The sequence below is a fragment of the Thermodesulfovibrio sp. Kuro-1 genome (assembly GCF_006538445.1).
GTDB classification, from domain to species: Bacteria; Nitrospirota; Thermodesulfovibrionia; order Thermodesulfovibrionales; family Thermodesulfovibrionaceae; genus Thermodesulfovibrio; species Thermodesulfovibrio yellowstonii.
The window spans coordinates 337428-352085 of record NZ_BJKS01000001.1 but is presented as its reverse complement, the minus strand read 5'-3'; the positions used below and the strand labels follow the sequence as shown (position 1 = coordinate 352085).

15 protein-coding genes and 1 tRNA gene are annotated in these 14658 nt (G+C 34.6%); 8 read left to right on the top strand and 8 right to left on the bottom strand.

Translation table 11 applies throughout. The annotated features are described in order from the left end of the window. Positions 1-19 precede the first annotated feature (19 nt). The 7 genes from ribE to FLY87_RS01780 are packed head-to-tail and all read right to left on the bottom strand — an operon-like array spanning position 20 to position 6096. Positions 20-484: a 6,7-dimethyl-8-ribityllumazine synthase gene (gene ribE / locus FLY87_RS01810; protein WP_012545200.1), complete on the bottom strand. Its 465-nt coding sequence runs from the start codon at positions 482-484 to the stop codon at positions 20-22. 13 nt (positions 485-497) lie between these two features. Continuing rightward, the gene (gene rodA, locus FLY87_RS01805) at positions 498-1625 is read right to left on the bottom strand and encodes a rod shape-determining protein RodA (protein WP_012546334.1); all 1128 of its coding nucleotides are present in this window, start codon (positions 1623-1625) and stop codon (positions 498-500) included. Further along, on the bottom strand, positions 1612-3363 hold the full coding sequence (gene mrdA / locus FLY87_RS01800; protein ID WP_012545126.1) for a penicillin-binding protein 2: 1752 nt from the start codon (positions 3361-3363) through the stop codon (positions 1612-1614). The genes rodA and mrdA overlap by 14 nt, the downstream gene beginning before the upstream one ends. Beyond that, entirely contained in the window at positions 3360-3848 is a 489-nt protein-coding gene (locus FLY87_RS01795) for a hypothetical protein (RefSeq protein ID WP_028842331.1), read from the bottom strand. The genes mrdA and FLY87_RS01795 overlap by 4 nt, the downstream gene beginning before the upstream one ends. Further along, positions 3845-4609 (bottom strand): rod shape-determining protein MreC, encoded by a 765-nt coding sequence (mreC, locus tag FLY87_RS01790; RefSeq protein WP_012546337.1) that lies wholly within the window; start codon positions 4607-4609, stop codon positions 3845-3847. Before mreC ends, FLY87_RS01795 begins: the two co-directional genes overlap by 4 nt. Further along, positions 4609-5640, bottom strand: coding sequence for a rod shape-determining protein (locus FLY87_RS01785; protein ID WP_012545439.1), 1032 nt, complete (start codon positions 5638-5640; stop codon positions 4609-4611). The genes mreC and FLY87_RS01785 overlap by 1 nt, the downstream gene beginning before the upstream one ends. 48 nt (positions 5641-5688) lie before the next feature. Next, on the bottom strand, positions 5689-6096 hold the full coding sequence (locus tag FLY87_RS01780; RefSeq protein ID WP_012545996.1) for an RDD family protein: 408 nt from the start codon (positions 6094-6096) through the stop codon (positions 5689-5691). A 139-nt stretch (positions 6097-6235) separates the two neighbouring features. Here FLY87_RS01780 and FLY87_RS01775 point away from each other — a divergent pair, with 139 nt between their 5' ends. Then, positions 6236-7984, top strand: coding sequence for a hypothetical protein (locus tag FLY87_RS01775; protein ID WP_012545003.1), 1749 nt, complete (start codon positions 6236-6238; stop codon positions 7982-7984). Further along, on the top strand, positions 7984-8889 hold the full coding sequence (gene ftsY, locus FLY87_RS01770) for a signal recognition particle-docking protein FtsY (protein WP_012546073.1): 906 nt from the start codon (positions 7984-7986) through the stop codon (positions 8887-8889). The genes FLY87_RS01775 and ftsY overlap by 1 nt, the downstream gene beginning before the upstream one ends. A 3-nt stretch (positions 8890-8892) precedes the next feature. Here the strand turns inward: ftsY and FLY87_RS01765 are convergent. Then, positions 8893-8966, bottom strand: a tRNA-Met gene (locus FLY87_RS01765). A 45-nt stretch (positions 8967-9011) separates the two neighbouring features. Here FLY87_RS01765 and FLY87_RS01760 point away from each other — a divergent pair. The 6 genes from FLY87_RS01760 to aprA all read left to right on the top strand — a co-directional run bounded on the left by FLY87_RS01760 (position 9012) and on the right by aprA (position 14646). After that, positions 9012-9626 (top strand): XTP/dITP diphosphatase, encoded by a 615-nt coding sequence (locus tag FLY87_RS01760; protein WP_012545768.1) that lies wholly within the window; start codon positions 9012-9014, stop codon positions 9624-9626. A gap of 86 nt (positions 9627-9712) precedes the next feature. Next, positions 9713-10360 carry an adenylate kinase gene (locus FLY87_RS01755; protein WP_012546790.1) on the top strand — a complete coding sequence of 216 codons (648 nt, stop codon included), beginning with the start codon at positions 9713-9715 and terminating at the stop codon, positions 10358-10360. Between the two features lie 18 nt (positions 10361-10378). Further along, positions 10379-11764, top strand: a complete 1386-nt coding sequence (sat, locus tag FLY87_RS01750; RefSeq protein ID WP_012545431.1) for a sulfate adenylyltransferase — start codon at positions 10379-10381, stop codon at positions 11762-11764. Positions 11765-11776: 12 nt separating this feature from the next. Then, complete coding sequence (locus FLY87_RS01745) at positions 11777-12178, top strand: hypothetical protein (RefSeq protein ID WP_012546578.1); 402 nt, start codon at positions 11777-11779, stop codon at positions 12176-12178. A 26-nt stretch (positions 12179-12204) separates the two neighbouring features. Further along, a complete protein-coding gene (aprB, locus tag FLY87_RS01740) occupies positions 12205-12633 on the top strand; it encodes an adenylyl-sulfate reductase subunit beta (protein WP_012546160.1) in 429 nt (142 codons plus the stop codon). A 24-nt stretch (positions 12634-12657) separates the two neighbouring features. Beyond that, the gene (gene aprA / locus FLY87_RS01735; protein ID WP_141266168.1) at positions 12658-14646 is read left to right on the top strand and encodes an adenylyl-sulfate reductase subunit alpha; all 1989 of its coding nucleotides are present in this window, start codon (positions 12658-12660) and stop codon (positions 14644-14646) included. Positions 14647-14658 lie beyond the last annotated feature (12 nt).

Here is a 14658-nt window from a genome sequence, read left to right as displayed (position 1 = left end):
TACCGTTATATTTTTACGACTATTTTAATTGTCCCATAACCTTTGCCATTTCAATGGCTACCAATGCTGCGTCCCAGCCTTTATTACCTGATTTTGAACCTGCTCTTTCTATTGCTTGTTCAATTGTGTCAGCTGTAATTATTCCAAAAGAAACAGGAATACTGGTTTCTAAGCTGACAAGGGCTATTCCTTTTGATACTTCAGCTGCTATGTAGTCAAAATGAGGAGTTGCGCCTCTAATTAAGGTGCCAAGACAGATAATTGCATGGAATCTACCAGATTGAGCTAATTTTTTCGCAATCAAAGGAATTTCAAATGAACCCGGAACTCTTACAATTTCAATATCCTTTTCTATAGCTCCGTGTCTTATCAAAGCATCAATAGCACCTTCAAGAAGACGTGAAGTAATAAATTCATTAAATCTACTTACAATAATTCCGAACTTTAAACCTTGAGCTTCAAGTTTTCCTTCAATAATTTTCATGTTTTTCCTCCTCCTATGGATAAAATAATTCAAATCTTCTCATTCTAACATTTATTACAAGAGCAATTCCTATAAAGTTAGCAAGAAGAGTTGTGCCACCATAACTCATAAATGGTAAAGGAATTCCTACTACAGGCATAATTCCAAGAGTCATTCCAATATTTATAAAAAAGTATAAAATAAAAATTGAAGTAAAACCTAATGCAAGGAGTTTGCCGAAGTTATTTTTAGCAATTATAGATGTCTGAAAGCATCTTATAAAAAAGGTAAAATAAAGTGATAAAAGTATAAGACAACCTATAAATCCCCATTCTTCTGCAAAAATTGGAAAAATAAAATCCGTATGTCTCTCTGGAAGAAATTTTAAAGGTCCCTGTGTGCCTTCAAGGAATCCTTTGCCAAACAGTCCGCCAGAGCCTACAGTAATTACAGATTGCATAATATTATAACCAATTCCTTTTGGGTCTATATTAGGGTCAATAAAAGCAATTAATCTATTTTTCTGGTATTCCTTTAACCCCTCCCATAGAATTTCCCATAAGAAAAATACTGAAATAATCAATATAGCGAGAATTAGTATCATCAATCTTGTGCGTAATCCTTTGTAAATTATCATTATAAATGTAATTGTAAGGATTAAGATTGCAGTTCCGAGATCAGGCTGTTTAACAATAAGTAAAAAAGGTATTATGCCAAAAATGAGTAATGTTTTTAGGGTATCTTTTATTGATAAAGGAGATTGTTTATCTTCAAGAAATGCTGAAATACTAATTATAAAAATTATTTTAAATATCTCTGATGGCTGGAATGAAAAAAATCCAAGATTTATCCATCTTTTTGCTCCCATTGCTGTTTTACCTGTAAAAAGAACAATAATAAGAAGCAAAATTCCAGTAATGTAAAATATTAACCAGAAATCCTTAAGTTTTATATAATCAAATGTTATAAAAACACATAACGCTATTATAGCTATTATCAGCCATATTAACTGTTTTACATAAAAAGGAGGTTGTTCCCCCTCATCAAGAGGTGGTCTTGTAGCACTATAAATTGTGAGTATGCCAATAATGCATATAAAAAGAACTACTCCTAAGGTAACCCAATCAAAAGAGCTAATCAGCCTTCTGTCAATTTTTAACATTTAATTGCCTTTTTTTAAGAATGTATCCTTCAAGAATATTCTTTGCCACCGGTGCAGCAACTGCTCCTCCGCTTCCTCCATGTTCAACAATAACAGAGAAAGCTATCTCAGGTTTTTCTACAGGAGCAAAACCAATAAACCAAGCATGATGTTCAATATTTTTATATGATACCTTTTCTTTCAATTTTTTGCTAACTACTTGAACTGTTCCTGTTTTCCCACCAAATTTTATCATATAAGAGCGAGCACTTGATGCTGTTCCGTTTGGCTCATTTACAACTCCTGACAATGCATCTTTGATTATTTCAAGGTTTTTAGGATTCAGATTCAGATTCTCTTTATAAGGTTCTGTACCTCTAATTATATAGGGAGTAATTTTTGTTCCTCCATTTACCATTGTAGCCATAACATTAGCCATCTGTAATGGAGTAACTTTAAGAAATCCCTGTCCTATGGCTGTATTAAATGTATCGCCTAGGAACCATGAAGTTTTTTTTATCTTTTTTTTCCATTCTTCATCAGGAACAAGTCCTGACTTTTCTTCAGAACTAAAACCTGTAGAATTACCTAACCCTAATAAAGTAGCATATTTATATATTTTCCCTATGCCAAGAATTCTGCCAAGTTCATAAAAATAAACATCACAAGATTCTATAAGTGCTCTTATTAAATTTACTGGACCATGTCCTTCTTTTTTCCAGCATCCGAAAGTCCAAGTCCCAAAGCTTATGCCTCCAGTGCAGTTAGCAAGAATTCTATCAGGTGTTACGACTCCTTCTTCAAGCCCTGCAATTGCGGTAATTATTTTGAATGTTGACCCTGGTGCATACAATCCCTGAATTGCTCTATTAAGCAAAGGATTCTGTGAATTATTTATCAACTCATTCCAATAAGTTCCTGAAACCCCTTCAACAAATATGTTCGGATCAAAAGATGGAGAACTTAATAATGATAATATTTCTCCTGTATCAGGTTTCAATGCAACAAAAGCTCCAGCATGACCTTCAAAAGCTTTATAAGCTGCTTCCTGTAAAAGTGCATCAATTGTTAAGTAAATGTCTTCACCTTTTACAGGAGGTGCTTCCTTTATAAGCCTTAGTTCTCTGCCAAGAGCATCAACTTCTATAATTTTTTCTCCAGGTATGCCTATCAGTTTGTCATCAAATATTTTTTCTAATCCAGTTTGTCCAACTAAGAAATAAGAAGGTAAGTTTTGATATTGAGGATTATTTTTTATTTGTTGTTCTGTAATCTTGCCGAGATATCCTAATAAGTGAGCTGTTGCTGGACCAAAGGGGTAATATCTCTTTATTTCTGTCTCTATTATTAATCCAGGTATTTCTGAACGCCTTGCTTCAAGCATGGCGATTTCTTTAAATGTCAGGTCTTCTTTTATTCGGATTGGCATGTAAATGCTTTCAGACTTCTTTTTAAATTTTTTTTGTAAATCTTCTGTGGATATATTTAGAATTTTGGCTAAAAGATTTACATCCACCTTATCTATATATTCAGGAGAAATTAAAGCAGCGAAGGAAGGAATATTTTCAACTAATGGTATACCATTTCTGTCATAAATAATTCCACGTGGAGCAGGAATTTTTATTATTCTAATTCTATTTTGTTCAGCAAGTTTTTTATATTTTTCTGTATTAAGTATCTGAAGTTGCCAGAGTCTTAACAAAATAATGATAAATATTAGAAAAATTATGCCTATGAATATCCGATTTTTAATTTTCATGGTTTTCTCCAGCTTAAAATCAAACCAAAGGGGATATTTAGGAGTCCTTTTATGAAAGATACTTTTAAAAGCATAAAATATCCGATGTTAATATTGAAAAAATATATCATGATAAAACTGTAGATGATTTCATCTATTATAGTAAAAATGCAAATAATAAGAGCTTTGAATAGTTCTGTCCAGTGAAAAAAAAGTTGTTTAATCAATAAGATTAATAAATAACCTGTAAGAGTTTTGGATATAATTGCTGGACCGATTACTCCTTGAAATAAATCTTCTATTAATCCAATTGTAATAAAGAATAAGATAGGTAAAAATTCTGAAGGGGCTATTTTTTTTTGTTCTATGTCAGGGAAAAAATAGTGTATAACAAAAAGATAGATTAATAAAAATGAAAAATTAAAGTTTATACCATCAATTATAAAAATTTGTTCAACAAAAAAAGTAAAAAATATGAATATGCTCCATTTAAGTATAGATTTCATATCAAGCTTTTAATTATTGCAACGTCTTCAATTTTTGAGTCTGATTGATATGGGATAACTTCTATATTTTGAAAAAATCCTTTTTTCCTTTCAACTTTTCTTATTACACCAACTTTAATGCCTTCTGGAAAGATGCCATCTGTGCCTGAAGTGATTAATATATCTCCAACTACTATGTCTTCTTCTAACGGGATATATTTGAGAACACAAAGATTTGTTCCAGTTCCACTTACTACACCTTCTACTCTGGTTCTTTCAACTCTTACGGACACAGAAAAATTAGGATCAGTTAATGAAAGCACTTCAGAGAAATTTGATGATGTAAATATGATTTTTCCTGCTAATCCATTTAAAGTTATTACAGGCATACCTGCTTTTATTCCCTGATCATATCCTTTATCTATCCAGAAAGTTTTAAGGAATTTATTTGAACCTGTTCTTGTTACCTTTGCTATAGTTATTACTTCCTTTTTCTTTTCTTTTAGATTTAGCAGTCCCTTTAATCTTTTATTTTCTTCAATAAGTTCATAATAAGATTTTTGTTGAAGAATCATCTGATATAATTGTTCTTTTAATTTTTTATTTTCTTCTTTTAAATCTAATACTTCAGAGAAAAAATTTTTTAAATATTGAAAAGGGGATATTAAGTTTGAAAAATCAATTTTAGCAAAACTTATAAGTCCTTTAGCTTGGTAGCTTATAAGAAAAAAAGATGCTAAACATATGACAGCTATAATCAAAATAGTTGTTTTTTTTGTCATCAGTTAACATTAAGGGAAACTCTTCTGAGTAAATCAAGCTTATCAAGCATTGCACCACATCCTTTAACAACTGCTCTAAGAGGGTCATCAGGAATTATTACAGGAACTCCGGTATGTTCTCTTATGAGAATATCAAGACCTCTTAACAAAGCTCCTCCACCAGCCAATACTATTCCTTTATCTGCTATATCAGAAGCAAGCTCAGGGGGGGTATTTTCCAAAGTAACTTTTATTGTGTCAAGAATAATTGAGACAGGTTCCTGCAAAGCTTCTCTGATTTCTTCTTCAGTAATGTTTATAGCTTTTGGTATTCCAGTTATTAAATCTCTACCTTTAATTTCCATTGTTTTGTCAGAGTTTATAGGATAAGCACTGCCGATATTTATTTTTATTAGTTCAGCAGTCCTTTCTCCTATCATAAGATTATATTTTCTTTTGATATAAGCTATTATTGCTTCGTCCATTTTGTCTCCGCCAACTTTTACGGCTTTTGAACATACAATGCCGTCAAGAGAAATTACAGCCACATCCGTGGTTCCACCACCTATATCAACTATCATATTTCCAGAAGGCTCTCCTACAGGAAGTCCTACTCCTATCGCTGCAGCCATAGGTTCTTCTATAAGATATACTTCCCTGGCACCTGACGCAATTGCAGCATCTTTAACAGCTCTCTGTTCAACCTGAGTTATTCCAGAAGGTACTCCAATTATAATCCTTGGGGAAATAAAACATTTTCTATTATGGGCTTTTGTAATGAAATATTTAAGCATTTCTCCAGTGGCGTCAAAATCAGCTATAACACCATCTTTAAGGGGCTTTATTGTTATAATGTTGGCTGGAGTTTTTCCCATCATTTCTTTTGCTTCGCTACCAACAGCAATAACTTTTTTATTATCTCTTCTTACAACCACAACTGATGGTTCATCACATACAATTCCCTTGCCTTTTACATAAACCAATGTATTTGCTGTTCCAAGGTCAATTGCTAAATCATTAGAAAATTTTCCAATTAATTTCTCAAGAAGCACATCATCCTCCTGAACATGAATTTTAGATTATTTTAAAATATTTTAGAGTTATTCTTCTATTACTGAAGTCTTTGCCAGATAATCACCCAATCTTTTATTTTCAGAGTCACCTATAATGATAATAAATTCAAAAGCGAAAATTATGATACAAATTAACCAACCAATGATAGGTATAAGTAAGAAAAATAACGAAAAAGCTATTACTAAATTTCTGACGATAGAATCTCTGAAATCAGCATTACGCTGTCTTTCAATATTAATAACCCGTAAGCGTAGAAATTTTTTCCCAACACTACAGCCTTTAAATAAACCATCACTTATCAATAAATAGAAAATTCCTAAAAATATTCCTGCTTCACGAAAGGTTTTCCAAAGGACGATAACAATAATTAAATCAATTAATTTGGCAATCCCTCTAAAAAAAATAATACTATTTTTGGGCTGATTATTAACCATTTTTATTATTCTATTATTATTTTAAATATTCTATAATATATTAGCACTTGCCTCTTTTTTGTATAAACAATTATGATAGGATACAATAAAATTTATTGATAAAGCAAAAGCATGAATAGAAATTACAGAGGAGGGTAAAATGGGCAATAAAATTTTAAGGGGAAGTTGCTGGCTGTGCTGTAGTATTTTTTTATTGTTTTTTTACTGTATAACATTGGCTCACGGAGAAATTGTTGCTAAACCAGGAACTTTTGATCATTTCCAGATTGATGCTCCAGATGTATTAATAGCTGGTAATGAATATAAAATACTTATTTATGCACTTGATGCCTTTGGTAATCCTGTTAGCATGCCTTCGGATAGCATTAAAGAATATAAGCTAACCATAAAAGGTTCGGCAGTAATATCTCCTTCTCAGGTTAAATCAAATGAAATAACTCAAACAGGTTTTGTAATTAAATTTAAAGATGAGAAAGCAGAAGAGGCAGTAATATCACTTTATGAGGTTAATAGTCCTTTCCCTATAATTGAGAAAAGAATAAAGATTTTGCCAGCAGAAATATCCATACTTAATATAAAAGTTCCACCTTCAGTAAGAGTCGGCAATGATTTTGAAGCATTGATTTCAGGTAATGATAGATTTGGTAATATTGTTTGCAAAGAATTTAATCCAAAAGAGTTGAATCTATTTCTTAAAGGCGATGTTTCTCCACAGATAAAAGACATTCAGTACTTTCCTGATAGTTGCTATGTTAGGGTTAAACTTTTTTCAGAGAAAATTGGAATTTTTCATATTGAAGCAGATTTATTAAATAAAAAAGTTACAGGTAAAAGTGATAAAGTAGAAATTTTAAATGGCACAGTAAGAGCTTTTATTATTAATGCACCTGAAGAAGCTGTGGTGGATGAGCCTTTTGATATAACAATATTAGCAATTGACCAGTTTAATAATTTTGTTAAAGATTTTGCGGCTCAAAGAGAAAAAATAATTATAGAAGCACAGGGTAAGGGATATATTTTCCCCTCTGAATTAACATCTTATGCTTTTTCAGATGGAAAAGCAAAATTGAGCCTTCGTTATGATAGACCTGAAGACATAAAAATAGTAGCTAAGGTTGCCAATGATAACTCAATTAGAGGAGAAAGCAATATTGTAAAAATCGTGCCGCCGAAAGTAAAAAGATTTGAAGTAATTTCTCCTAATACAATTATTGCAGGGCAGAAATTTAAAATAAAAATTGTAGCCTATAATCATCTTGATAAGGTTATGTCAAACTATAATTTATATGGCAATACAGTTATTTTAAAATCATCAGGCTCAGGAACACTTACTCCAAACAAAGTTCCGCCATCAGAATTTGTAAATGGAGTTGCAACAGTAGAGGTAATGTATGATAAAGCAGAAAAATTTGAAATCTTTGCAACATTAGAAGAGAAGGAAATTCCTTCTAAAGAAATCAAAATTAGCGAAGAGAAAAAAGTTGAAAAACCGAAGAAAAAAGTAGTTAAAAAGAAGGAAACAAAAGATAGCAAAGGTAAAAAAAAGATTGTTGCATTAAAAGGTCAAGTTTTAGAGCTTAAAAATATCTCCCTTGTTGAAACAAAGAATGGTTGTGTATTGACTTTATTTATTCCAAATATAGAGAAACAAGGAGGCTATTATCCCAGGACAAAAAAAGTAGGCAGTACTATGTCAGTTATACTGGAAGTATATCCAGTGAGAAATAAATTAGAAACACCTGTAAAGATTGACTCAGAGTTTATAAAAGAGGTCTCTGTATCTGAGGACCAAAATAAAATTTTATTAAATATAGCTCTCAAAAAACCTCTCAAATATCGTCTTTTAAAGAAGAAGGATGAACTCATCGTAGAGTTCAGGAGAGGTTAATGGGTTTTCTTGATAAACTCAAAGAAAAATTAAGCAAGACAAAACAACATATTGTTGAAAAAATAGAAGCAGTAATCCCTATAGGAGGGAAAATAGATGAATCAACCATAGAAGAGATTGAAGAAATTCTTATTTCTTCAGATGTAGGAGTTAAAGCAACAGAAGAAATAACAGGTATACTAAGAAGAAAAATCAAAGAAGGCGGCATTAAAGACGCTTCAGATGTCAAAATAGTTCTTAAGGAAGAGCTTATAAATTTGCTTAAAAACAATACTTCTTTAAATTTGAAAAATACTCCTTCAATTATTCTTGTTGTAGGTGTAAATGGAGTTGGAAAAACAACAACAATAGGAAAACTGGGTTATAAATTTGTTAATGAAGGTAAAAGTGTTGTTTTTGCAGCTGCGGACACATTTAGGGCTGCGGCTATAGAGCAGCTTGAAATTTGGGCAAAAAAAGTAGGAGCGGATATTATTAAGCATAAAAGTGGTGCTGATCCAGCAGCTATTGCTTTTGATGCATTGGAACATGCTAAAGCACAAAACAAAGACATAGTGATTATAGATACAGCAGGAAGACTACATACAAAATCCCCTCTTATGGAAGAACTGAGAAAAATTAACAGGGTACTGAAAAAATCAATTCCTGAAGCACCTCATGAGACTTTACTTATTGTAGATGCTACAACAGGGCAGAATGCTATAAGACAAGCCTCTTTGTTTAATGAAGCTATAGGACTAACTGGTGTTGTTGTTACAAAGCTTGATGGAACAGCAAAAGGTGGGGTTATTTTTGCCATAAAAAAAGAGATAGGAATTCCTATTAAGTTAATCGGAATAGGCGAAGGAATTGATGATTTAAAAGAATTTATTCCACAAGAATTTGTAGAAGCTTTGTTTGATTGAAAATTGCGGGGAGAGGATTTGAACCTCTGACCTTCGGGTTATGAGCCCGACGAGCTACCAGACTGCTCCACCCCGCGAACAATTTTAATATAACTCAAATTTCGGAGAATTGTCAAATCTATATGAAAATAGTTATTGCTTCAAGAAACAGAAAAAAAATAGAAGAGTTAAAAAGAATTTTGCAAGGACTTGAAATTACTATTCTTTCTGTTAATGATTTTCCTGAACTTGAAGAAGTTAAGGAAGATGGATTAACTTTTGATGAAAATGCTTTAAAAAAAGCAAGATATGTTTGTCAACAAACTGGATTGCCTGCTCTTTCTGATGATTCAGGTTTGGAAGTTGAGGCATTAGGAGGCAGACCAGGTGTCAGATCAGCAAGATATGCAGGAGATGAGGCAAGTGATGATGATAACATCAAAAAACTTCTTGAAGAATTAGCAGGAGTTCCTTCAGAAAAGAGAACTGCGCAATTTGTGTGTTGCATTGCGCTGGTTTTTCCGGACGGGAAAGAGTATATCTTCTGGGGATATGTTAGAGGTAAAATCTCAGAGATTCCAAGAGGAACTCAGGGTTTTGGATATGATCCTGTATTTATACCCGAAGGATTTAAAAAAACATTTGCTGAAATGTCCCCCCATGAAAAAGATAAGATAAGTCATCGTAAAGAAGCACTTGACAAATTAAGAGATTTTTTGATAAAATTTGCCCCAATTTATAAGCAAAACTTATTATAAAATTATAAAAATTAAGTTGCTTTTTAACTCATAATAGGTTAAATTATAAACCAAAAGTTTAATTCTAACCCAAAAAGGAGGCTTCAATGAGATTAGTATTCTTGGGTGCTCCAGGAGCAGGCAAAGGTACTCAGGCAAAAAGATTAGTGGAAAAATATGGTATACCTCAGATTTCTACAGGAGATCTTCTCAGGGCAGCAGTTGCAGCAGGAACTCCGCTTGGTAAAGAAGCGAAAGCTTATATGGATAGAGGAGAACTTGTTCCTGACAAAGTTGTTCTTGGAATGGTTAAAGAGAGACTTTCTCAGAATGACTGCAAAAAAGGTTTTATTCTTGATGGTTTTCCAAGAAATGTTGCACAGGCAGAAGCTCTTGATAAAATGCTTTCTGAAATGAATATGCCTTTGGATTTAGCATTGAATCTGGATGTTCCTTTTGATGATCTTATGAAGAGGCTTACAGGAAGAAGAACCTGTAAGTCCTGCGGACAGATGTATAATGTATATTATTCGCCTTCCAAAGTAGAGGGTAAATGTGATAAATGTGGTGGAGAACTTTTCCAGAGAGATGATGATAAAGAAGAAACAATTAGAAAAAGACTTGAAGTCTACAGAGCTCAGACAGAGCCTTTAATTGATTATTATTCAAAAAAAGGAATTCTTAAAAGTGTTTCGGGCACAGGTAGTATAGATGAGATATTTAACAGTATCTGTGCAATCTTAGAAAAAAAGTAAATTAAAGGAGGGAAAGGTATGCCAGATGTAAGAATTAAAACACTGCCACCGCCACATGGTGGGAAGCTTGTTGAGAGGGTTGTCCGTGACCCTGAAATGGCAAGGAAGTTAATGCAAAAATGTTCTGCAGTTTACGACATCAAGCCTACTCTTTTTAAGGGCAATCCTGTAAGAAATGTTTACAGGGAAATTATGTCAGTATGTTATGGTTTCTTCAGTCCTGTTGAAGGTTCCATGACAAAAGCTGATTTGGAGAGTGTTCTTGAAAAAAGAAGACTCACAAGTGGATGGGTATTCCCCTATCCAATTCTTTTTGACATTTCAGAGGAAGACTTTAAAAAACTTGGAGTTGGAGCAGGTGACTGGCTCTTGCTCAGACTTAAGGGTGAACCCTTTGCAATCCTTGAAATTGAAGAGGTTTATGAGATTGCTCCTGGTGAAGTAGCAGTCAGAACTTTTGGAACTCCTGAGCATAATCCTGAGGTTGTTAAAGTTCCATTTGATCAGAAACATACAGGATATAACATTTATTGCTCATTGAATCCAATTATTCTTGCTGGAAAATATACGATAATTAATGAGCCTAAAATAAGACCACCATTTGATAGGTTCTGGTATCCACCAAAGAGATCAAGAGAAGAGTTTGAGAAAAGAGGATGGACAACAGTTATTGCTCACCAGACAAGAAATGTGCCTCATACAGGGCATGAAGCATTAATGAAAAATGCTGCATACATAGGTGATATAGAGCCTTCTCATGGTATTGTTGTTAATGCAATAGTCGGTGCGAAAAGAATTGGTGATTTTCCAGATGAAGCAATTGTAGAAGGTCATGAAATGGTTCATCTTGCTGGCTACATTAAGCCAGAGCGTCATCTTGTAACCTTCACACTCTGGGATATGAGATATGGTAATCCAATAGAGTCTCTCATTCATGCAGTAATCAGACAGAACATGGGAATTTCCTTCCATATGTTTGGAAGAGACCATGCAGCATTGGGTGAGTATTATGATATTTATGCAACTCAAATTCTCTGGTCTAAGGGCATTCCAAGCTTTGGATTTGATGCTCCACCTTATGCAGTTGAAGGTGGATTCTATCTAAGACCACAGAATATTGCTGAATTCTGGTATTGTCCAAAGTGCCTTGAATTCGCATACTCTGCAAATTGTAATCATAAAGGTATTTACTCAAGATATTCAGGAAGCTTCATCAGAGGACTTATAAATGAAGGAGTAACACCACCACCACAGATTTACAGACCTGAGGTTTATAAAGTTGTTGTAAAATGGTGGCAGAAGTTTGGATATCCATTTAATAATGAGAAGTATCTTAAAGAGAGAGAGGAGAGATTAGAAGTTGATCTCCCTCATATGGAACTTCCAGCTCACTTAAAAAAATAAAGGAGGTGAATAATGGCTAAATTTTTTGGCGTAATAATTGATGAGAAAAGATTAGCAGCTATAAAGGGAACCCCCCTTGAAGAAAAAGTTGAACCAATTTTTGGTGGAGCATTAAAGCGTTTGGTTATTGAAGTTCCTGATGAACTTGGACAGAAAGTAATTGAGCAGTTTGGTAAAGCAAGATTTGATGCAAGAGGATTCATTGAAGAAACACCTGCAGCATTCAAAAGATTAGTTTTTAAGAAAATAGTTGAGTTGAAGTCTTTAGGACCTGAAGTTATGGAAAAAGCTGTTGCAGAGATTCCATCAATTAAGGATGATGTTGCAAAGGAAGACAAAGAGCTTCCAGTTCCTGATATTGACATAAGTGATGTGCTGGAATTACAAAAAAATCCAGTGCAAAAACCAGCATAATAAAAACAAAAAAAGGAGGTTAAGCTATGCCAAGTTTTGTAATTCAAGAAAAGTGTGACGGCTGCAAAGCACAGGACAAGACTGCATGTCAGTACATCTGTCCCAATGACCTTATGACCTTAGACAGGGAAAAGATGAAGGCTTTCAACCAGGAGCCAGACCAGTGCTGGGAGTGCTATAACTGTGTAAAAATTTGCCCCCAGCAGGCAATTGAGGTAAGAGGTTATGCAGATTTCTGCCCTCTCGGTGCAAGCGTTATTCCTATGAGAGGTCAGGATGCAATCATGTGGACAATTAAATTCAGAAATGGCTCTATCAAGAGATTCAAATTCCCAATCAGACTTACCCCAGAAGGTTATTGGAATGCAGACAATATCTATGCAGGACTTCCTGATCCTGATTATGGAAAGATTAAAGGACCTGGCTACTTTAACTATGAAGCCAGAAAAGAGTAAAAATAAAGTATAAGGAGGGATAACATGGAAAAAGAGACTTGCACATTTTCATACTGTCAGAGACCTGATGTTGTTGAGGTCGAAACTGATTTTCTAATCATCGGTGGTGGAATGTCTGCTTGCGGTGCTGCATATGAAGCTGCAAGATGGGCAACACCAAAAGGAATTAAGGTAACACTTGTTGACAAAGCAGCAATGGACCGTTCTGGTGCAGTTGCAATGGGTCTTAGTGCTATTAACACCTATATTGGTGAGAACAAAGTTGTTGACTATGTAAAATATGTCCGTGCAGACTTAATGGGAATTATTCGTGAAGACCTTGTTTATGACCTTGGAAGACATGTTGACAATTCTGTTCATCTTTTTGAGGAATGGGGTCTCCCAATTTGGAAAAAGGGAGATGATGGATTTTCTCTTGATGGATTCCAGGCAAGAGATGCTGGAAAACCAGCACTCAAAGATGGTGGAGTGCCATGCCGTTCTGGAAAATGGCAGATAATGATTAATGGTGAATCCTATAAAGTAATAGTTGCTGAGGCTGCAAAAGCTGCCCTTGAATTCAACAGAAAGGCAACAGGGCAGGCTCAGAATATTTATGAGAGAGTATTTATAGTAAAACTTCTCAAAGACGCAAAAGAGCCAAATAGAGTAGCAGGTGCTATTGGCTTTAGCGTAAGAGAAAATAAAATATATCTCTTCAAGGCAAAAGCAATTCTTGCAGGCTGCGGAGGCGCAGTTAATGTATTCAGACCAAGATCAAGCAGAGAAGGTCAGGGTAGAGCATGGTATCCAGTATGGAACTCTGGTTCTGGATACTATCTCGGAATGACCGTTGGTGCTGAGATGACAATGATGGAGAACAGATTTGTTCCTGCAAGATTTAAGGATGGATACGGTCCTGTTGGTGCATGGTTCCTCTTCTTTAAAGCAAAAGCAACAAATGCTCTTGGAGAGGATTATTGTGCAAAAGATATCCCTGAATTTAAAGAAGCAGTCCAGAAGTATGGTAAATGGGCAGAGGCTCTTGGAACAGCTATCAGAAACCATCTTATGATGCAGAGCATGAAACAGGGTAAAGGACCAATCCTTATGAATACCCATACTGCAATGCAGGAACTTGCAAAACAGATGGATGCCAAGAGACTCAAACACCTTGAAGCAGAAGCATGGGAAGACTTCCTTGATATGTGTATTGGTCAGGCAGGCCTGTGGGCAGCTCAAAATGTAGAACCTGATAAAGTACCATCTGAGATTATGCCAACAGAGCCTTATCTTCTTGGTTCACATGCTGGTTGCGCAGGCTTCTGGGTAAGCGGACCTGGAGACATTCCTGGAACACCAGCTGAGTGGTTCTGGGGCTACAACAGAATGAGCACAGTAAAAGGCTTGTTCATGTCTGGTGATATTGTTGGAGCATCAGGACACAAATTCTCCTCTGGTTCACATGCAGAGGGTAGAATTGCTGCAAAAGCAGCAATTGCATTTATTCTTGATAACTCAGGATATACACCAACAATAGCAGAAGATATTAATGCTCTTGCAGCAGAACTTTATCTGCCATTTGAGCTTTATGAAAAATACAAGACCTATTCCACTGATCCAAAGGTCAATCCATACTACATCAAACCTGACATGTATCAGGCAAGACTTCAGAAAATTGCTGACGAATACTTCGGTGGATGTGGAACATGGTATATGACCTCAAAAACAATGATAGAGGAAGGTCTTAGTAAACTGCAACTTCTCAAAGAAGATGCTTCAAGACTTGCAGCAGCAAATCTCCATGAACTTCTCCGTTGTTGGGAGAATGTTCACAGAACACTCTCACTTGAGGCTCATGCAAGACACATTCTCTTTAGAGAAGAATCCCGTTATCCTGGCTACTACTACAGAGGTGATTTTGATTTTGTTGATGACAATAACTGGCGTGCATTTGTCAATTCAGTTTATGATCCAGCAACAGATACATTTACTCTTAAGAAAGTTCCATACGTTCAGATATTCCCAGACTAATACAGTTGAGTT